At 73.0% G+C, this 21,084-nt stretch carries 9 protein-coding genes; all 9 read left to right on the top strand.

What is annotated here, in order from left to right:
• Positions 1 to 25 precede the first annotated feature (25 nt).
• The 9 genes from ACFT9I_RS18435 to ACFT9I_RS18395 all read left to right on the top strand — a co-directional run bounded on the left by ACFT9I_RS18435 (position 26) and on the right by ACFT9I_RS18395 (position 20,918).
• A complete protein-coding gene (locus ACFT9I_RS18435; RefSeq protein ID WP_382565424.1) occupies positions 26 to 529 on the top strand; it encodes a DUF3291 domain-containing protein in 504 nt (167 codons plus the stop codon).
• A 108-nt stretch (positions 530 to 637) separates the two neighbouring features.
• Positions 638 to 1,165, top strand: a complete 528-nt coding sequence (locus ACFT9I_RS18430) for a DinB family protein (protein ID WP_382565422.1) — start codon at positions 638 to 640, stop codon at positions 1,163 to 1,165.
• A gap of 117 nt (positions 1,166 to 1,282) precedes the next feature.
• Positions 1,283 to 2,614 (top strand): crotonyl-CoA carboxylase/reductase, encoded by a 1,332-nt coding sequence (ccrA, locus tag ACFT9I_RS18425; RefSeq protein WP_382565420.1) that lies wholly within the window; start codon positions 1,283 to 1,285, stop codon positions 2,612 to 2,614.
• A gap of 3 nt (positions 2,615 to 2,617) precedes the next feature.
• Positions 2,618 to 3,649 carry a 3-oxoacyl-ACP synthase III family protein gene (locus ACFT9I_RS18420; RefSeq protein WP_382565418.1) on the top strand — a complete coding sequence of 344 codons (1,032 nt, stop codon included), beginning with the start codon at positions 2,618 to 2,620 and terminating at the stop codon, positions 3,647 to 3,649.
• Positions 3,646 to 4,515, top strand: coding sequence for a 3-hydroxybutyryl-CoA dehydrogenase (locus ACFT9I_RS18415; RefSeq protein ID WP_382565416.1), 870 nt, complete (start codon positions 3,646 to 3,648; stop codon positions 4,513 to 4,515). The genes ACFT9I_RS18420 and ACFT9I_RS18415 overlap by 4 nt, the downstream gene beginning before the upstream one ends.
• Positions 4,516 to 4,536: 21 nt before the next feature.
• Positions 4,537 to 5,715, top strand: a complete 1,179-nt coding sequence (locus ACFT9I_RS18410; RefSeq protein WP_382565414.1) for a macrolide family glycosyltransferase — start codon at positions 4,537 to 4,539, stop codon at positions 5,713 to 5,715.
• 340 nt (positions 5,716 to 6,055) lie between these two features.
• Positions 6,056 to 7,264, top strand: coding sequence for a cytochrome P450 (locus tag ACFT9I_RS18405; protein WP_382565413.1), 1,209 nt, complete (start codon positions 6,056 to 6,058; stop codon positions 7,262 to 7,264).
• Between the two features lie 71 nt (positions 7,265 to 7,335).
• A complete protein-coding gene (locus ACFT9I_RS18400; RefSeq protein WP_382565411.1) occupies positions 7,336 to 8,997 on the top strand; it encodes a glycoside hydrolase family 1 protein in 1,662 nt (553 codons plus the stop codon).
• Between the two features lie 86 nt (positions 8,998 to 9,083).
• Positions 9,084 to 20,918 (top strand): SDR family NAD(P)-dependent oxidoreductase, encoded by an 11,835-nt coding sequence (locus ACFT9I_RS18395; RefSeq protein WP_382565409.1) that lies wholly within the window; start codon positions 9,084 to 9,086, stop codon positions 20,916 to 20,918.
• The last annotated feature ends 166 nt before the right edge of the window (positions 20,919 to 21,084 follow it).

Raw genomic sequence — 21,084 nt, 5'->3', positions numbered from 1 at the left:
CGAACCGAGAGCCGAGAAGGACGCCATGCCTGAAACACCCACCACCCTGCACGAGTTCGCCGCCGGTGACGAGTCCGACCTGGAGGTCGTGCTGCCCTGGACGGGCCCCGCGATCGACCCGGAGACGGGCGGGCTGCGCGGGCCCCTGCCGGAGGAGTACCTCGTCGCCACCTCGGTCGGCTGGCCCAAGCCCGGTCTGGAGGAGACGGGCGGCCGGCTCAACGGGGCCATCCTCCAGGAGCTGTGGACCCACGAGGGCATGCTCGCCGCCTCCGTCGCCGTCTCCGCGAACAACTTCAACGCCGCGCGCAACCTCGTGCTCTGGCGTGACGAGGAGGCGCTCCGGGGCTTCCTCCACTCACCGGTCCACCTCGACGCGGCCCGGCAGACCCGCGGCCTGATGTTCGACTGGGAGGGCACGAACTGGACCAGTACGAACCGGACGGAACTGCCCACCTTCGAGGAGTCCCGGGCCCGGCTGGACGCCATACGCGCGGCGGGCAACAGTCCGTACGCCTCACACGGCTGACCGGCGCCGCGACCTCCGCCCACGACCTCCCCCACGGCTGATCCGCGCCCCCCCGCACTCCCAGGAGCCGGCGCGTCCCCGCCCCACCCAGACAGAGAGACGAATCCCATGACCACCGCTGCCCCGACCGTGGCCCCGCCGCTGAACACACACCTCGCCGAGGCCCTGGACGCCGGTTACGAACTGGTGCTGATGCTCGCGGACGGCTTCGACGACACGACCGCGTTCGAGGCCCCCGAGGGCCACATGCCCCTCGCCTGGTTCCTCGGCCACCTCGCCTGCGCCAAGGACTACTTCTCCACCATCCACCAGGGCCACGAGAAGGCCGTCACCGAGGAGTTCTCCGACAACTTCGCCGACGGGGCCGACACGAACTTCACCATCGTGCCGCCGCTCGACGAGATGCTCCGGATCTACCGGGAGACGCACCGCACCATCCGCGACTTCGTCCTCGAAATGAGCCCGGAGGACTTCACCCGCAAGACCCCCGTCTTCCCCGACGAGAACATGGGCGAGTACGCCGAGCGCTTCCGGACCCTCGGCCAGGCACTGGCCCTGACCCAGATGCACGACTCGTTCCACGCGGGCCAGATGGCGAAGCTCCGCATCGCGCTGGGGATGGAGTCCCCGGTCTGATCCGCCCTCACCCGACAGCACCCGACAGCCCGACAGCACCACCTGTCGACACCCGTCACCCTGCCCCGGCACCGCCTGGGGCGCCCCCATCGTCCGCTGAGGAAGGAAAGACCTGAAATGGACGTACTCGCCCAGGCGGCGCTCCGCGGTGCCCCGCCGGAAGAACTGGCAGCGCTGCCGGTGCCCGACCGGTTCCGCGCCGCACACACCCGCGTCGAGGACATCGGGATGTTCAACGGCGTCGCGGACAAGGACGTCCGCAAGTCGCTGCACGTCGGCGACGTGCCGATGCCCGAACTGGCGCCCGACGAGGTGCTGATCGCGGTGATGGCCAGCTCGGTGAATTACAACACCGTCTGGTCGGGCATCTTCGAGCCCCTCCCCACCTTCACCTTCCTCAACGCCTACGGGAAGCTGGGCCGCTGGCAGGCCCGGCACGACCTGCCGTACCACGTCCTCGGCTCCGACGCCGCCGGTGTCGTCGTCCGCGTCGGCGACGGGGTCCGGCGCTGGAAGACCGGGGACCACGTCACCGTCAGCCCCGTCCAGGTGGACGACCAGGAGGCCGCCGCCCAGGCCGACGGCATGCTCAGCGAGGGCCAGCGGGCCTGGGGGTACGAGACGAACTTCGGCGGCCTCGCCGACTACACCGTCGTACGGGCCAGCCAGCTCGTGCCCAAACCGGCCCATCTCACCTGGGAGGAGGCCGCCTCCGCGACCGCCTGCGCCGGCACCGCGTACCGCATGCTGGTCGGCAAGAACGGCGGCCGGATGAAACAGGGCGACGTGGTGCTGATCTGGGGCGCCGGCGGCGGCGTCGGCGGCTACGCCGTCCAGCTCGTCAAGCAGGGCGGCGGCATACCCGTCGGTGTCGTCAGCTCCGAGGGGAAGGCGCAGCGGCTGCGCGACCTCGGTTGTGACGTGGTGATCAACCGGTCCGAACTCGGCATCGGCGACAGCGACGGCACCGACCCCGAGCAGGTCGTCGCCGCCGGCAAGCGGCTCGGCCGCATCATCCGCCGCGAGACCGGCGAGGACCCGCACATCGTCTTCGACTGCGTCGGCCGGGCCACGTTCGGCATCTCCATGTTCGTACTGCGCCGGGGCGGGGCCATCGTGACCTGCGGCTCCAGCACGGGCTACCTCCACCAGTACGACAACCGCTACCTGTGGATGAAGCTCAAGAGGATCATCGGCTGCCACGGCGCCAACATGCAGGAGCAGTGGGAGAGCAACCGGCTCATCGACCTCGGCCGGATCATGCCCATCCTGTCCCGCAGCTACCCGCTCGCGGAGATCGGCGAGGCGGCCCGGCTCGTACAGAAGAACGCCCACATGGGCAAGGTCGGCGTGCTCTGCCTGGCCCCCACCGCCGGCCTCGGCGTCACCGATCCCGCCAAGCGGGACCGGCTGGGCGAGGACCGCATCAATCCCCTCAAGGGGGCGTGACCGATGTCCCAGTCGTCCCACGCGTCATCCGGACAGCGCGGCAGCACGGGCGTGCTCGCCACCGGCTCGTACGTGCCCACCGCCGAGATGACCAACGCCGAGCTGGCCGAGCGCTTCGACGTCACCGAGGAGTGGATCGAGCGCAAGACCCGCATGCTCACCCGCCGTTACGCGGACCCCGCCGAGGCCACGTCCGACATGGCCGTCAACGCGGCGCGAGCGGCACTCGACCAGGCCGGCGTCGACGCCGACCGGATCGACTACCTCATCGTCGCGACGACCACCCCCGACAGCGCGGTGCCGCCGGTCGCCACCATCGCCCAGGCGGCGCTGGGCGCCCGCCGGGCGGCCTGCTTCGACCTGAACATCGGGTGCAGCGCCTTCGTGCACGCCCTCGCCGTCGCCCAGGCGCTGCTGGAGCGGCGACCCGGCGCGCACGCGCTGGTGATCGGCGCCGACACCTGGTCCCGCTTCACCGACCCGGACGACCGCAGCACCGCCGTGCTCCTCGGCGACGCCGCCGGCGCCGTCGTCCTCGGCCCGGTGCCCGCCCCGTACGGCATCCTCGGCCACGACCTGCTCGGCCACGGCGACGAGGCACCCCTCCTCGTCATCGACGCGGGCGGCAGCAGGCGCCCCGCCTCCCACCTGACCGTCGACGAGAAGGCCCACACGCTGCGGATGAACGGCCGGGGGGTGATCGAGTTCGTGATGACCCACGTACCCCCGTCGATCAAGGAGGTCCTGGGCGCCTGCGGGGTGGACCGGGAGGACGTACGGCACCTCGTGCCGCACCAGGCCAACGGCGCGCTGCTGGGGCAACTCGCCACCGCCGCCGGCCTGGAGGGAGCCACCCTCCACACCACCCTGGAGCGGTACGGGAATTCGGGCGCGGCCTCCATCCCCGTCACGCTGGACCACGCCCACCGCGCGGGTGAACTCGCCGACGGCGACCTGGTGGTGCTCTCCGGCTTCGGCGGCGGCATGGCCGTCGGCACGGCCCTGCTGCGCTGGTACGCGGGAGAGAGCCGGTGAGCGCCACCCGGGACCTCACCCGGGTCGGGGTGGCGGGCGGCGGCCTGATGGGGTCCGGCATCGCGGAGGTGTGCGCCCGCGCGGGCTGCGACGTCCGCGTCGTCGTCACCACGGACCGCTCCCTGGACGCCGCACGGGCCCGGCTGGAACGGTCCGTGAACAGCGCCGTCGCCAAGGGCAGGCTCGGCGCCGACGAGGGCGCCGCGACACTGGCACGGGTCACGTTCGGCACGGAGCTGGGCGAACTCGCCGACCGCCAGCTGGTCTTCGAGTCGGTCACCGAGGACGAGCCGACCAAGGCCAAGCTGTTCCGGCAGCTCGACGCGCTCCTCCCGGACCGGGACGTGATCTTCGCGACCAACACGTCCTCACTGCCCGTGACCCGCCTCGCCGAGGCCACCGCGCATCCGGAGCGGGTCATCGGCACGCACTTCTTCAACCCGGTGCCGGCCATGCCCCTCGTGGAGATCACCGGGACGCCGCTGACCGGTGCGGAGACCGTGCGGCGGATCGAGAGCTTCGTGACGGGCGCGCTCGGCAAGGAGGCCATCCACTCCGCGGACCGCGCCGGGTTCGTGGTCAACGCCCTGCTCGTCCCGTATCTGCTCGCCGCCGTCCGGATGGCCGAATCAGGCCATGCCACCGCCGCCGACATCGACACGGGCATGACCCTGGGGTGCGGACATCCCATGGGACCGCTCCGCCTGGCCGATCTGGTCGGTCTCGACACCCTCAGGGCCGTCGCGACGGGCCTGTACGAGGAGAGCGGGGATCCGGCGTACGCGCCCCCGCGCCTCCTCTCCCGGATGGTGGAATCCGGTCACCGCGGACAGAAGTCCGGCCGGGGATTCCACAGTTATTCCTGACAGCACGACATAAGGAGAAATATGGCTCACATCGCGTTCTTCAACTTCCCGGCCGTAGGCCACGTCAACCCGACTCTCGGTGTCGTGGAGGAGCTGGTGAAGCGGGGCCACCGGGTCACCTGTACCTCGACGGAGTACTTCGTACCCGCGATCAAGGCGGTGGGCGCCACGCCCATCGTCTACGAGTCGCCCTTCGGCGAGTTCTACCACAGCCCGTTCAACGAGGAGATGATGGCCGGCGAGGGCGTGCGCTGCCTCGACGAGGCCATCGCCCTGCACAAGCAGGTCAGCCAGTACTACGGCGACGACCGCCCGGATGTCATCGTCCACGACTTCATGGCCTGGGGCGCCCGCTTCTACGCGTCGGAGCACCAGATCCCCGTGGTGCGGCTCTTCCCGTCGTACGGCGTGAGCGAGACCTTCAACATCGCGCAGAAGTTCCCGTGGTCGGCGCCGGACGACCCCAAGATCCTGGAAATGGTGGAACGGCTCGTCGGTCTGCTCCCCACCTTCGGCCTCCCCGCCGACATGGGCGCCTTCGTGACCGACGTGGCGGAGCTGGGGATCGTCTTCCTCCCGCGCGAATTCCACTACGAGGGCGACTCCTTCGACGAGCGCTTCGTCTTCGCGGGCCCCAGCATCAGTGACCGTTCCGCCTTCCAGGGCTCGTGGCAGCCGAAGTCCGACCGGCCCGTGCTGCTGATCTCCCTGGGCACGGCCGCCACCGGCTGGCCGGAGTTCTTCTCCCTCGCCATCAAGGCGTTCGCCGACTCGGAGTGGGACGTCGTCATGGCCGTCGGCGACCACATCGACCCCGCCGAACTGGGAGAAGTTCCGGCCAACTTCGAGGTGGCGCGGCACGTGCCCCAGCTGGACGTCCTGCGGCACGCCCGGGTCTTCCTCACCCACGCGGGCATGAACAGCACCATGGAGTCGCTGTACCACGGCGTGCCGATGGTGGCCGTGCCGCAGATGAACGAGCAGCGGGCCAACGCCCTGCGCGTCGAGGAGCTGGGCCTCGGCCGTCACCTGCCGCGCGAGGACACCGACGTGGCGACGCTGCGCGCCGCGGTGGACGCCGTCGCCGCCGACCGGAGCGTGACCGAGCGCGTGAGCGCCATGCGCGACAGCATGCGCGCGGTCGACGGGCCGACCCTGGCCGCCGACACCGTCGAGAAGCGGCTGGCCGCCAAGGACTGACCGGCACACCCGCACCGCCGAGCAGCCCTCGCCCCCGGCACCCACCGGGGGCGAGGGCTGCTCCGTCATGACCGGGGATCGTCATGACCGGGGCCGTCCGGACGGGGGGAGGCTCCTGACCGGGCCGTCCGGACGGGCGAGGACGTCAGTCGGGGCGGGTCCCCAGGGTGACTCCCCGGGGCGGCTCCCTCGTGCGCGACCGGCCGGCCCGCCGCCCTGTACGCAGGCTCCAGTCCGCGTCAAGGGCGATGCGGAAACGTCGTCGTGGTCACCGGTGAGCGGCGCAGCCACGCCCCGCCGGTGGGCACAGCGAGCCTTCCGCCGAGTTGGAGAAAGAGACGTGTCAGACATCCCCCCCGGTCCGGTCAGACTGCCCACCGAGCGCACCTCCGCCTTCGATCCTCCCGCCGAATTCGCCGAGCTGCGGGAGAAGTGCCCCGTCGCGCGGATGGACTTCCCCGACGGGCACCAGGGCTGGCTGATCACCAGCTACCCGGAGGTGCGGTCGCTGCTGGCCGACCCCGAGTTCAGCGCCCGCCAGGAGCTGCACCACCACGCCCCGTACGACCATCCCTTCGGGAAGGAGCCGATCCGGCCCGCGGAGCCCGGCTTCTTCATCGGCATGGACGCCCCGGAGCACAGCCGCTACCGGCGCCTGGTGGCGGGCCAGTTCACCAAGCGGCGCATCGGCCTGCTCACCCCGCGCATTGAGGAGATCGCCGAGTCCTGCCTCGACGCCATGGAGCGGGACGGCGCGCGGGAGGCCGACCTGGTGGCGCAGTACGCGCAGCCGATCCCGGCGCTCGTCATCTGTGAACTGCTCGGTGTGCCACTGGCGGAGGTGGACCGCTTCAAGGGCGCGATCCAGCGGTTCTTCCACCTCGGCTCGGACGCGGAGGAGTCGCGCAACGCCTATCTCGCGATCCTGGAGTACGTCGCCGAGCTGGTCACCCGCAAGCGGGCCGAACCGGGCGACGATCTGATCAGCGGCCTCATCGCGCGCGACGAGCTGACCGACCAGGAACTCGCCGCGGTCTCCCTGCTGCTGCTCGTCGCCGGCTACGAGACCACCGCCAACATGATCGGCCTCGGCGCCTTCACCCTGCTCACCCACCCCGACCAGCTCGCCCTCCTCCGCGCGGACGACAGCCTGGGCGACAACGCGGTGGAGGAACTGCTCCGTTACCTCCCGCTCTTCCGCTCCGGCGGCATGCGCGCCGCCACGCGCGACACCGACGTCCTCGGCCGGCAGGTCAAGGAGGGCGAATGCGTGGTCCTGTCGCTGGCGGCGGCCAACCGGGACCCCGCCCGGTTCGGCGCCGACGCCGACCGCTTCGACCTGCGCAGGACAGCCACCGGTCACGTCGCCTTCGGCCACGGGCCCCACCAGTGCCTCGGCAGCCAACTGGCCCGCCTGGAGATGCGGATCGCGTACACCGCGCTGCTGCGGCGCTTCCCCGGCCTGCGGCTGGCCGTCGCGCCGGACGAGGTGCCGCTGCGGGACGACATGGTGATCCACGGGGCGCACCACTTGCCCGTCGCCTGGTGAATCGCCGCTCCCGACGCGTCCCTCCCACTCAACCGGCCGGATCGAACCGATCGCGCACCAGGAAAGTCACCATGAAGATACTCGCCAGGAAGAGCCTGTTCAGGACGGGAGTGTTCGTCGCCGTCGCCGTGCTGCTGACGCCCTTCGCCAACGCCGTGGACGCGGGAGCCGGACCGTACGGAAAGAAGCCCGCCGTCGCGTTCGCCGCTCCGGGCCCGCTGTCCGGCCCCGCCGGCCAGGGCGGTTTCCGCTTCGGCGCCGCCAGTTCGGCCACCCAGATCGAGGACCGCAACGAGCACACCGACTGGTACAAGTGGACCGCCCCGGCGCCCGAGGGCCTGGGCCGGAGCCCGTTCGTCGGCGACGCCGTCGGCGGCTACACCCGGGCCGTCGAGGACATCGACCTCATCGAGTCCATGAACCTCGACGCGTACCGCTTCGGCGTCGAGTGGGCCCGCGTCGAACCACGACGCGACCACATCGACGAGAAGGCGCTCAAGCACTACGGCGACTTCATCGACGCGCTGCTCGCCCGCGGCATCCGCCCGATGATCACCGTCCACCACTTCTCGAACCCCGTCTGGGTGGACGACCCGGGCGACACCACGTGTGCCGCCGGCCCCTCCGACACCAACCTGTGCGGCCTCGACCACCCCGAGGGCGGCCCCAGGGTCGCCGAGGAGATGGCGGAGTTCGCCGGGCTCCTCGCGGAGCGCTTCGGCGACCGGGTCGACGAGTGGGTCACCATCAACGAGCCCATGGTCTACCTGCACTTCGCCCACGCCTTCGGCGCCGGCCCGCCCGGCAAGGCCAACCTCGTCGGCGGCTTCGCGGGCCCCTACCGGGCGGCGCTGCGCAATCTCATCGACGCGCACGCCCGGATGTACCGGGCGATCGCGTCCGCCGACACCGTCGACAGCGGCACCGGAGAGCCCGCCTCCATCGGCCTCAGCATGAGCGCCAAGCAGTACGTCCCCGTACGGGACGGCCGCGTCAGCGACGAACGGCGGGACATCGACGCCGCCGGCCGCATGCGGCGCTACTTCGAGTGGAACGTCACGGACTCCCTCTGGAGGGGCGGCTTCGACACCGACCTCGACGGCACCCTGGACGAGAAGCACCCCGAGTGGCGTGGCACCCTCGACTTCCTGGGCATCCAGCTCTACGAGCGGATCGGTGTCTCCGAGCCGGGGGCCGAACCGTCCCCGAACACCTTCCCCGTCGCCGACGCCGACGTGTGCGGCACCGCGCCGTGCCTGCCGCCACGCGACGAGACGTACTTCGTCCCGGACATGAACTACGAGTCCGACCCCACGGGTCTCTACCCCGTCCTCACGGACTACGCCAAGCGGTACAAGGGCCTGCCCCTCACCGTCACGGAGTCCGGCATCGCCTCCGACTCGGGCAAGCGGCGCGCCGAGTTCACGGTGCGGGCCCTGGAACAGATCGAGAAGGTCCGGGGCGAGGGCGGCGACGTCCGGGGCTACTACCACTGGAGCCTCATGGACAACTTCGAGTGGCTGGGCGGCTACGGCCCCCGCTTCGGGCTCTACGCGGTGGACCGCTCGACCATGGAGCGCACCCCCACCGAGGCGGCCGAGGTCTACGGCCGGATCGCCGCCGCCCGCGCGCTCCCCGGCGACGTACGACAGCGGTACGGCGGTGCCGGGCCGATGACACCCGAACCGGGCGCCCCCGCCGCCGGCGACACCCCCGGGACCGCACGACCCTGATCCGCCGCGTTACCCCCGCCGCGCACCCCGCCGGGACGGCCCGGTCCGACGAGCACCCACGAGCATCGAGCATCGAGGAAACGCAGATGGGCTACCCCAAGAGCAGCAACGAGTCCTCCTCTTCGGCCCCTTCGGCCATCTCCGCGGACATCACGGCGTTCCTGCGTGAGTACGTCGCCGGGATGCTGGACGTGCCCGTCGGATCCGTACGCGTCGACCGGCCGCTCGGCGAGCAGGGCCTGCCGTCCGTGCGCGCCGCCGAACTGGTCGGGAGGCTCGCCATGCGGCTGGGCCGGGACATCCCCGGCACCGTCGTGTGGGACCACCCGACCATCGCCGGCCTGGCGGCCCATCTCACCGGGACCGGTGCCGCGCCGGGGACCGCGCGCGGGGACCGGCCGCACCCGGTCACGGGCGGCGACCCGATCGCCATCGTCGGCATCGGCTGCCGCCTCCCCGGCGGCATCGAAACCCCGGACGCCCTCTGGCAGAGCCTCCTCGACGGCGTCGACGCCGTCCGCGAGGTGCCGGGGGACCGGTGGAACGCCGACGAATGGCTCGACCCGGACCCGGGCGCACCCGGCAAGACGACCACGCGCTGGGGCGGATTCCTCGACGCCATCGGCGAGTTCGACGCCGAACTGTTCCGGATCTCCCCCGCGGAGGCCAGGAACATGGACCCCCAGCAGCGCCTGGCACTCGAAACCGCCTGGGCCTCGCTGGAGGACGCCCGCATCGCCCCCGGCGGGCTGGAGGGAACGCGCACGGGCGTGTTCCTCGGCACGATGGCACAGGAGTACCACCTCGCCACCGGCGCCGACGCGCACAGCATCGAGACTCACTCGGCGGTCGGCTGGGACAACTCCATCGTCGCCGCCCGCATCGCCTACGCCCTCGGGCTGCGGGGCCCCGCGCTCGTGGTGGCCACCGCCTGCAGCTCCTCCCTGACCGCCACCCACCTCGCCGTACGCAGCCTGCGCGCCGGCGAGTCCGACCTCGCCCTCGCGGGCGGCGTCAACGTCATGCTGCACCCCAACACCACCGTCGCCATGACCAAGTTCGGCGGGCTCAACCCGGAGGGACAGTGCCGCGCCTTCGACGCGGACGCCAACGGCTACGTGCGCGCCGAGGGCTGCGGCGTCCTCGTACTGCGCCGCCTCTCCGACGCCCTCGCCGCCGGCGAGCGGGTCTACGCCGTGATCCGGGGCACCGCCATCAACAACGACGGTGCCTCCAACGGCCTGACGGCGCCCAACCCCCGGGCCCAGGCCGAGGTGTTGCGCGACGCCTGGCAGGACGCGGGCATCAGCCCGCGCGAGGTCGCGTACGTGGAGGCGCACGGAACGGGCACCCCGCTGGGCGACCCGATCGAGGCCACGGCGCTCGGCGAGGTCTTCGGCCCCGGCCGCGACGAGCCGCTGCTGCTGGGCTCCGCCAAGACCAACTTCGGCCACCTGGAGCCCGCCGCGGGCGTCACCGGGATGATGAAGACGGCGCTCGCGCTGCACCACGGCGCGCTCCCCGCCAACCTGCACTTCGACGCGCCCAACCCCCGCATCGACTTCGAGGCCGCCAAGCTCCGCGTCGTCACCGAGGCGCGGCCCTGGCCGGGCGACGGTGTCCGGCGCGCCGGCGTCAGCGGCTTCGGGTTCGGCGGCTCCAACGCGCACGTCGCGCTGGAGGAGGCCCCCGGCCGGCGCGGCCACCTCCCCGAACCGGACCGGGACCCGGACCGGGACCGGGACCCGGGCAGCGGGAGGACCGCCGGGGAGCGCCCCGCGCTCGCCCTGTTCTTCTCCGGCCACGGCTCCCAGTGGCTGGGCATGGGCCGCGACCTGCTGGCGGAGCCCGCCTTCCGCACCGCGCTGGCCGACTGCGACCGGGCGCTCCGACCCGTACTGGGCTGGTCGGTCACGGACGAACTCCTGGCCGGTGAGCGGCACTCACGGCTGGACCGCACCGATGTCGTGCAGCCCGTGCTGTTCTCCGTCCAGGTGGCGCTGGCCCGCACGCTCGACGCGTGGGGCGTCCGGCCCGACGCGGTCCTCGGACAGAGCATCGGCGAGGTCGCCGCGGCCGTCGCGGCGGGCGCGCTGCCCCTGGCGGAAGGCGCCCGGCTCATCGGTGTCTGGTCGGCCCTGATCGCCGAGCGGGTCTCCGGGCACGGCGGGCTGATCGTCTGCGACCTCACCCCTGACGAGGCGGTGCGCCTGATCGCCGACGGCGGCCACGCCCTCTCCGTCGCCGGGCACCTCGCGCCCGGCCAGGTGTGCCTGTCCGGGCCCCTGGACGCGATCGCCGCGGTCGAGCGGGAACTCGCCGCGCGCGGCGACGGCTCGGCGGACGGCACCGGTTCGGCAGGCGGTACGGCTTCGGCTCGCGGTACGGGTTCGGCCCGCGTCAACATCGACTACGCCGCGCACAGCCGCGAACTCGCCGCGCTCGCCCCCGAACTCGGACGCCGCCTGGGCGCCGTGCGCACCGGCACCGGCACGACCCCGTTCTGGTCCACCGTCACGGGCACCCGCCTCGACGCCGCCGGCCTCGACGCCGCCTACTGGGCCCGCAACATGAGCGAACCCATGCTGGTGCGGGAGACCGTCGACGCGCTGGCCGCCGCACACCCCGGACGTCCGCTGCGTATCGTCGAGATCGCCCCGCACCCGGTCGCCCGGCACTCCCTCGAACGGATCCTCAGTGCGCTCCGGGATCGGGACCGGACGGACGCCGCCGTCCTGACCCTCGGCCGCCGCGACACCCCGGCACGCCGGGGCATCGAGGCCCTGGCGGCGGAGCTGTGGCACGACGGCTTCGACATCGACCTGGCGGCCGTCGCCGGCCGCCCCGGGCAGCCGCCGCTCACGGCGCCGCTCCTGCTGGCCGTGTCCGGCCGGTCCCGCGAGGCCCTCGCGGAGAACGCGGGCCGGCTCGCCGACCGGGTGGCCGGCGCCCCCGACGCCGAACTGCGCGACATCGCCTACAGCTCCACCGTGACCCGCTCCCATCTGGAGCACCGCGCCGTGGCCGTGGCCGGCACCGCCGAGGAGGCTGCGGAGGCGCTCACCGCACTGGCCCAGGGCCGCCCCCACCCCGGCGCCGTCGAGGACGAGAGCGACGAGGAGACGGGCAGCTGGGAGGGCGGCACCTCGGTGCTCTTCACCGGGCAGGGCAGCCAACGCGCGGGTATGGGACGGGAGTTGTACGCGGCGTTCCCCGGCTACCGGGACGCCTTCGACGCGGTGTGCCGGGCCCTGGAACCGCATCTGGCGCGCCCACTGCCGGAGATCGTGTTCGCCCCCGCGGAGAGCGAGGACGCGCGGCTCCTGCACGAGACGGAGTTCACGCAACCGGCGCTCTTCGCGTTCGAGGTCGCGCTGTACCGCCTCTGGGAGAGCTGGGGCGTCCGTCCGCAGGCCGTCGCCGGGCACTCCGTCGGAGAGCTGAGCGCCGCGCACGTCGCGGGCGTGCTCGACCTGGCGGACGCGGCACGCCTCGTCGCCGCCCGGGGCAGGCTCATGCAGGGCTGCGAACGCGGCGGAGCCATGGCCTCCCTGGAAGCCGGGGAGACCGAAGTCCTGGACGCGCTGGCGGGCGGTGGAGAGCGGGTGTCGATCGCCGCGCTCAACAGCCCCCGGCAGACCGTGATCAGCGGCGACGAGACCGCCGTGACCCGGGTGGTCGAACACTTCGCCGGACAGGGGCGGCGCACCCGGCGGCTGGAGGTGTCGCACGCCTTCCACAGCCCGCACATGGACTCCATGCTGGCGGAGTACCGCCGGGTCGCCGAGGGGTGCACCTTCCGCGCGCCCGTCGTCCCCCTGCTCTCCACGGTCACCGGCACCTGGTCCGGCCAGGACGAGCGGGCCGACCCCGAGACCGCCCACGAGCCCGACCCGGATCTCGACCTCACGACCCCCGCGTACTGGGTACGGCAGGTACGCGCGGCCGTCCGCTTCGCCGACGCGGTGGCCGCCCTCGAAGCGGCGGGCATCGAACGCCACCTGGAGTGCGGGCCCGCGGCCGTACTCTCCGCCATGGGCGTCGCCTGCACGGAGCGCGAAGTGGGCTTCGTCCCCTCCCAGCGAGCGGGAAAGCAGCCGGACGAGGTACGCGACCTGCTCCGGGCCCTCGCCGAACTCCACGTGTCCGGCCAGCCCCTCGACTGGGAACAGGTCTTCGCGGGCACCGGCGCCACCCCCACCGACCTCCCCGGCTACGCCTTCCAGCGCCGCCACCACTGGATCGAGCCGCCCACCCGGACAGACACCGGCCCGGCCGAACGGGCCCTGGCCGACGACTCCCTGTGGCAGGCCGTCGACAGCGGCGAGATCGAGCGGATCTGCCAACTGCTCGGCACCCCGGACACATCCGCCGTCGCGACACTGCTCCCGCACCTCGCCGCCTGGCGCGGCAGGCAGGAGCGCGCGGACGCCCTCGCCGACTGCCACTACGAGGAGACCTGGCAACCCGGGGCCCCCTCCGGCGTGGCCCCCGACCTCACCGGCCACTGGATCCTCGCGACCCCCGCCGGCCCCACCGGGACCCCTCTCGCGAACGCCGTCGCCGACGCGCTCGCGGCAGCGGGCGGCACGGTGCACACCCTGCCCGCCGCCGACGACCGCGCCGGATACGCCGCCGCGCTCACCGCCCTCACCGCCACCCCGGGAACCCGGACCCCGCGCGCCGTACTCGCCCTCACCCCCCTCGACGAGGACCCGCACCCCGACCGGCCGGCCGTCACCTCCGGCGCGGCACTGACGCTCGCACTGACCCAGGCCCTGGGGGACGCCGGCGTACGCGCCCCCCTGCGGATCCTCACCAGGGGCGCGGTACGTACCGGTGAGACCGACACCGCCCCGCGACCCGCAGGGGCCCTCGCGTGGGGACTCGGCCACGTCATCGCCCTCGAACACACCGAACGCTGGGGCGGGCTGGTGGACCTCCCCGCGGCGACGGCAACGGCCACGGCGGACGAGGAACACACCGCACCCGGTCCGCTCGACACGGCAACCGCCCGGCACCTCCTCACCACCCTCGCCGAGCAGCCCCCGACCGGTGAGGAGTACGTGGCGCTGCGCCCGGCCGGCCGTCTCGTCCGCCGCCTCCGCCGGGCCGCCCCCGCGCCGTACCAGCCCTGGCGGGCACGCGGCACAGTCCTCGTCACCGGGGGCAGCGGCGCCCTCGCCGGCCACCTGGCGGTCCACCTCGCCGAGCGCGGCGCCGAACACGTGGTGCTGGCCTCCCGACGCGGCCCCGCCGCCGAGGGCGCCGCCGCGCTCGCCGCCCGCACCGAAGCGGCCGGCGCCCGCGTCACCCTCGCGTCCTGCGACATCACCAACCGCGCGGAGCTGGAACGGCTCTTCGCCGACATCGACCGTGACGCCGCACCGCTGCGCGCCGTCTTCCACGCCGCCGGAAGCCTGGACGACCGTCTCCTGGACCGGCTCGACCCGGAAGCGCTCGCCACCACCGCCGCGCCCAAGCTCCAGGCGGCGACTCACCTGCACGAACTCACCAAGGACCGGGAACTCGACGCGTTCGTCCTCTACTCGTCGGTCATCGGCACCCTCGGCAACATCGGCCAGGCCAACTACGCCATGGCCAACGCCGCCCTGGACGCGCTCGCCGAGCTGCGCAGGGCCGAGGGGCTGCCCGCCGTCAGCATCGCCTGGGGCCCCTGGGCGGACGGCGGCATGACCCACGGGGCGGCGGAGAGCCAACTCCGGCGCATCGGCCTCGTACCCATGGCCCCCGATGTCGCGCTCGCCGCACTCGACACGGCCCTCGCACCCGGCACCGGCACCGGTACGGCGAGCCGGGTCCTCGCCCGTATCGACTGGCCGCGGGCGGTCTCCGCCTACAACGGGACACGGACCCGTCCCTTCCTCCAGGACATCCCCGAGGCCCGCGCGGCGTTCGAGGACGCCGGGAGCGCGCCGGACGCGCGGACGGGCGCCGACGCGCGCGCGGGCGGCGGGAATCCGCTGCGCGCCGCACTCATCGACATCGCGGAAGGCGACCGAGAGGCCCATCTGCGGTCCCTGCTCGCCGTCGAGGCCGCAGCCGTACTGGGAGTCCGGGACCCGGCGTCCCTCAGCGCCGAACGCGGCTTCAAGGACCTCGGGTTCGACTCGATGATGGCGATCCAGCTGAGCGGACGCGTACAACAGCGCACCGGGGTCGCCACCCCCAAGACCCTCATCTACGACCACCCGACCCTCGCCGCCGCGGCCCGCTGGCTGCTGGACGACCTCATGCCCGCGTCCGAGACATCGGCATCCGAGCCGTTCGAGTCCGAGGGCCCCGCGCGGGGCACGGGCGCCGTGACCGGCGGGCGCCGCCACGACGAGCCGCTGGCCATCGTCGGCGTCGGCCTGCGCATGCCCGGCGACGCCGACGACCTCGAAAGCCTGTGGCACGTCCTCGCGGAAGGCCGTGACACCGTCCGGGAGATCCCCGCCGACCGCTTCGACGCCGACGCGTACTACGACCCGGCCCCCGACTCCGAGGGCATGACCTACGTCCGCCACGCCTCCTTCCTGGACGACGTGACCTCGTTCGACGCGGCGTTCTTCGGAGTCTCGCCACGCGAGGCCGAACCCATGGACCCGCAGCACCGGTTGCTCCTGGAGACCGCCTGGCACTCGCTGGAGAACGCCGGCATCCGGCCGGGCGACCTCAGGGACACCCGTACCGGCGTCTTCGTCGGGGCGGGCGTCGGTGAGTACGGGGCGCACCGGGGCGGCGGCACCCACGACACGTACACCCTCACCGGCTCACTGCCGAGCTTCAACGCGGGCCGGCTCTCATACCACCTGGGGCTCCAGGGCCCCGCGCTCTCCGTCGACACCGCCTGCTCCTCCTCCCTCGTCGCGCTGCACCTCGCCTGCGAGGCCATACGCAACGGCGAGTGCGACATCGCACTGGCCGGAGGCGTGCAGGTCCTCGCCGACCCGGGCGCGTTCGTGGCGCTCAGCCGCTCGCACGCGCTGGCACCGGACGGCCGCAGCAAGACCTTCTCCGCCGAGGCGGACGGGTACGGGCGCGGCGAAGGCGTCGGCGTCGTCGTGGTGATGCGGCTCTCCGAGGCGCTGGCGGGCGACCGCGAGATCCTCGGCGTGATCCGGGCCAGCGCCGTCAACCACGACGGAGCGAGCAGCGGAATCACCGCCCCCAACGGCACCTCCCAGCAGAAGGTCATCCGCGCCGCGCTCAGCTCCGCGGGCCTGTCGCCCACGGACATCGACTACGTCGAGTGCCACGGCACCGGAACCCCGCTCGGAGACCCCATCGAGGTCCAGGCGCTCGCCGCCGTGTACGGGGAGGGCCGCGACCCGGAGGACGCGCTCCGTCTCGGCACCGCCAAGACCGTCATCGGCCACCTGGAGTCCGCCGCCGGCATCGCGGGCGTCTGCAAGATGCTCGCCGCCTTCCAGCACGACGCCCTGCCGCCGACACTCCGCTCGTCGCCCCGCAACCCCAACATCGACTGGGACGGACTCCCGGTCACCGTGGTCGATGAGCTGAGCGCGTGGGAGCGGGATGGGGTGCGTCCGCGTCGTGCGGGTGTGTCGTCGTTCGGGTTGTCGGGGACCAACGCGCATGTGGTGTTGGAGGAGTCGCCGGTTCGGGAGGTGGCCGTTGAGGTGGCGGCTGGTGTGGAGGGTCCGGTGCCGGTGCCGGTGGTGTTGTCGGGGCGGGATGAGGGTGCGGTTCGGGAGCAGGCGGGGCGTTGGGCTTCGTGGTTGGCGGCTCGTGCGGAGGTGTCGCTTGCGGATGTGGCGGTGACGGCTGCTCGGCACCGTACGCATTTCGAGTCGCGGGCGAGTGTGGTGGCCGCCGACATGGCGGAGCTGGTCGAGGGACTTCGTGCCGTGGCCGAGGGCCGCGAAGCGGGGAACGTCGTCTCCGGGGTCGCCGAGCGACGCGGAAAGACGGTGTTCGTTTTCCCCGGTCAGGGTTCGCAGTGGGCGGGTATGGGGCGTGAGCTGCTTGCGTCGAGTGAGGTGTTCGCGGGGGTGGTTGAGGCGTGTGATGCGGCGTTGCGGCCGTTGACGGGCTGGTCGGTGCGTGCGGTGCTGGCGGGTGAGGAGTCCGAGGGTCTGCCTCCGGTGGACCGGGTGGATGTGGTGCAGCCGGCGTTGTTCGCGATGGGGGTGGGTCTGGCGGCTGTGTGGCGGTCGCTGGGTGTGGAGCCGGCGGCTGTGGTGGGTCATTCGCAGGGTGAGGTGGTGGCGGCTGTTGTCTCGGGTGCGTTGAGTCTGGAGCAGGGTGCTCTGGTGGTGGCGTCGCGTTCCCAGGCGGTGCTGGCGTGTGCGGGTCTGGGTGGGATGGCGTTGGTCGAGCGTCCGCTGGCGGTGGTGGAGGGGTTCCTGGCGCCGTTCGGTGAGGCGTTGTCGGTGGCGGCGGTGAACACGGCGGGTTCGACGATCATTTCGGGTCGGGCGGACGCGATCGACCGGATTGTTTCTGATCTTCAGGAGAGGGAGATATACGCCCGGAAGATCAAGGTGGATTACGCGTCGCACAACGCGCAGATGGATCCGCTGCTGCCGGGCCTGGCGGAGAAGTTCACCGGGCTGACGGCGGTCAGGCCGGAGGTCCCGTTCTACTCGACGGTGACCGGCGAGACGGCCGCCGGGGGAGACCTCGACGGTGGTTACTGGTGCCGGAATCTGCGGGAGCCGGTGCGGTTCGACCGCGCTCTGGAGCGGCTTCTGGGTGACGGTCACACGGTGTTCGTGGAGATTTCGGCGCATCCGGTGCTGTCCATGCCGCTGACCGACGGCAGCGCCGAACACGGCGGCATCGTCGTCGGCTCCCTCGCACGCGACCGTGGCGGCATGGATCAACTGCTACGCAATCTCGGCCTGTTGCACGTCCAGGGCCAGGCGCTGGACTGGACGCGCGTACTGGGTCACGGAGATGTCCTGCCGCTGCCCGCGTACGCCTTCCAGCGCGAGCGTTACTGGCTGGAGGTGCCGAGGTCGTCCGGGGACGCCGGCGCGCTGGGCCTGGAGGTCTCCGCCCACCCGTGGCTGGGCGCGGCGACCGCGCTCGCCGACGGCGAGGGCCATCTGCTCACCGGCCGGCTCTCGCTCGCCGAGCAACCGTGGCTGAAGGACCACGCGGTCTTCGGGACGGTCCTCGTTCCGGGCACCGGCCTGCTCGAACTGGCAACGGCCGCCGCACAGCAGGTCGGGGCCGCGGGTGTCGCGGAACTGACCCTCGCCGAGCCGCTCGTGCTGGAGGAGGACGTACGGCTCCAGGTCTTGGTCGGCGCCTCCGACAACGGGCTCCGCACCCTCACGGTCCACAGCCGGCCGAGCGCCGTCTCGGGCACCTGGACCTGCCACGCCACCGGCCTGTTGACCGACGCGGCCGAGAGCGCCACCTCCGACGCCGAAGGCTTCGCGGAGCTGACCCGGTGGCCGGTCGCCGGGGCCGAGCGGGTCGACCTCGACGGGTTCCTCGACCGCTTCCAGGAGCGCGGCATCGCGTACGGCCCCGCCTTCCAGGGGCTGACCGAACTGTGGCGCAAGGGCGACACCGCCTACGGGCTCGTACGTCTGCCGGCGCCGGAGAACGGCGGGGAGTACGGCGTCCACCCCGCGCTGCTGGACGCCGCCCTGCACGTCATGGAGGGCACGACGGACAGCGCCAGGAGCGGCGCGCCGAACGCCGACCCCGCAGCCGGACCGCGGGGCGCGCTGCTCCCGTTCGAGTGGAGCGACGTCGAACTGCTCGCGGTCGGCAGCGGTGAACTGCGCGTCCGTATCGACGTGACCGAGGCGGAGGACCACGGCCGGCGGATCGCGGTGTGGGCCACCGACCCCACGGGCCGCCCGGTCGTACGCGTCGGGGCGCTGCACCTGCGGCGCGCCAGGGCCGAACAGATCCGGGCCGCACGCGGAACCGACGATCTCTACCAACTCCGTTACCAGCCCGTGGACCCGCCCGACGCCGGTACGGTCCGCGCGAGCGCGGACGCGGTCCTCGGCGGTACGGGCGAACTGGCCGCGCTGCTCTCTGCGGTGGCGCTGCCCGGTACGGAGGCCCTGGCCTCCCTGCTCGACGCGGACCCGTCGACCCGACCCGGCCGCGTCGTCATCGACCTGACCGCACCGGGTGACGGCGCCGCCGCCGACAGTCCTCGCGCGGCCCACGAGGCGGCCGGAGCCGCCCTCGTACAGCTCCAAACGCTGGTGGCGGACGAACGCCTGGACGCCGCGGACATCGTCTGGGTCACCCGGGACAGCACGGCGGCCACCGACGGCGACCGGCTCGCCGGCCTGGCGAACGCCCCGCTGACCGGGCTGCTCCGCACGGCGCGCGCCGAACACCCGGAGCGCTCCCTGCGACTCATCGACCTCGGGCCCGGCCCCGGCGGCATCGACCCGCGGCTGCTGGCACGCGCGCTCGCCGCCACCGGAGAGCCCGAACTCGCCGTCCGCGAAGGCCAGGTGCTCGCTGCCCGGCTCACCACGGAACGGACGGACGCAGCCGGTACGGCCAGGCCACTGGATCCCGAGGGGACAGTGCTGCTCACCGGAGGGACCGGCGAACTCGGGCGGGCCGTCGCCCTGCACCTCGTACGCCACCACGGCGTCCGCCATCTGGTGCTCACCTCCCGGCGCGGGGTGGAGGCACCCGGCGCCGAACGGCTCATGGAAGAACTACGGGAAGAAGGCGCGCTGTGGGTCCGGGTGGTGACGTGCGATGTCGGTCGCCGAGATGATCTCGCGAAGGTGCTCGCACTTGCTGAGGAGAACCGGCCGTGGACCGCGGTCCTCCACCTCGCGGGGGTCCTGGACGACGGCGTCCTCCTGGGGCAGGACACGGAGCGCCTCGACCGGGCGATGACACCCAAGGTGGACGGCGCGTTCCAACTGGAGGAGCTGACCCGCGATCTCGACCTGGCGGCGTTCGTCGTCTTCTCCTCGGCGGCGGGCACCCTGGGCACGGCCGGGCAGAGCATCTACGCCGCCGCCAACACCTGGCTCGACGCCTTCGCCGTCCGCCGTCGCGCCGAGGGCCGTCCGGTCACCAGCCTGGCCTGGGGACTCTGGCAGCAGGCCGGCGTCGGCATGACCTCCCACCTCGGCGGTGCCGAACTGGCACGCATGCGCCGGCAAGGCATAGCGCCTCTGCCCTTCGACCACGGGCTGCGTCTGCTGGACGCGGTCCTGGCCCGGCCGGCGGACAACTTCGTTCCCGTCCGGCTCGACCTGCGCCAGATCCAGCGGGACGCGGACGCGGACCGGGCCGTCCCCGCCCTGCTCCGCGGGCTCGTCCGGGCCGCCACCAGGCGCGCCGGAGCCGCGACCGCCGACAGCGCGGGCAGTCTGCGGGACCGGCTGCTCGCGACACCCGCCCCGGAGCAGCGGGACCTGGTGACGGAGATGGTGCTGCGCGAGGTCGCGGCCGTGCTGGGCCTCGACTCGGCCGGCGCGCTCTCGCCCGATCAGGTACTCAAGGAGCTGGGGCTCGACTCCCTCATGGCGGTGGAGCTGCGCCGCCGGCTCGCGCTGGAGACCGGCCTGTCGCTGCCGGCGACGCTGGCCTTCGACTACCCGGCGCCGGTACGCATCGCCCAACTGGTCCTGGACCGGATGGAACTCCCCGTGGAGGAGCCCGTACGGGAACCCGGACAGGCGGGGGACACGGGCGCCGACGACGACGCCGAGTCCCGGCTCAGCTGGGCACTCACCCGGCTCTCCGCCGACCGCCTGCACCACAGCGGTCTGCTCCAGAGCCTGGTGGACCTGGCACGGCAGCCGGCCGCCGAGGGCGGGGGACGGGCCGACGGCCCGGCGCCGCTGGCCGGTATCGGGGCGGACGCGCGGCCGGTGGCCGAACGGTCGGTGGACGAGATCAACGCGGAGCTGAACGCGTTCCTGGAGGCATCGGGCCTCGGCTGACGCCGGGCCCGTGAGAGAGGTACGAGGAGCCCGGCACCCCGCCGGGCTCCTCACACGCGCGGCTGCCCCACGAGCGCCGCGCGGCCCGTCCGAGGGGCGAACACACGGATCGTTTACCGTCGCGGGCCGGCCCAGTCGCTCCGCGTCACCGGGGCCCCGCTCCCTC

Source organism: Streptomyces sp. NPDC057137, from assembly GCF_042670825.1.
Classification (GTDB): Bacteria; Actinomycetota; Actinomycetes; order Streptomycetales; family Streptomycetaceae; genus Streptomyces.
This window is presented reverse-complemented; position numbering and strand designations above follow the sequence as displayed.

Bases quoted from the DNA above. Each gene is read 5' to 3' on its own strand.
- ACFT9I_RS18395 (WP_382565409.1), top strand. From the start codon at position 9,084: ATGGGCTACCCCAAGAGCAGCAACGAGTCCTCCTCTTCGGCCCCTTCG.
- ACFT9I_RS18435 (WP_382565424.1), top strand. From the start codon at position 26: ATGCCTGAAACACCCACCACCCTGCACGAGTTCGCCGCCGGTGACGAG.
- ACFT9I_RS18410 (WP_382565414.1), top strand. From the start codon at position 4,537: ATGGCTCACATCGCGTTCTTCAACTTCCCGGCCGTAGGCCACGTCAAC.
- ACFT9I_RS18420 (WP_382565418.1), top strand. From the start codon at position 2,618: ATGTCCCAGTCGTCCCACGCGTCATCCGGACAGCGCGGCAGCACGGGC.
- ACFT9I_RS18400 (WP_382565411.1), top strand. From the start codon at position 7,336: ATGAAGATACTCGCCAGGAAGAGCCTGTTCAGGACGGGAGTGTTCGTC.
- ccrA (WP_382565420.1), top strand. From the start codon at position 1,283: ATGGACGTACTCGCCCAGGCGGCGCTCCGCGGTGCCCCGCCGGAAGAA.
- ACFT9I_RS18430 (WP_382565422.1), top strand. From the start codon at position 638: ATGACCACCGCTGCCCCGACCGTGGCCCCGCCGCTGAACACACACCTC.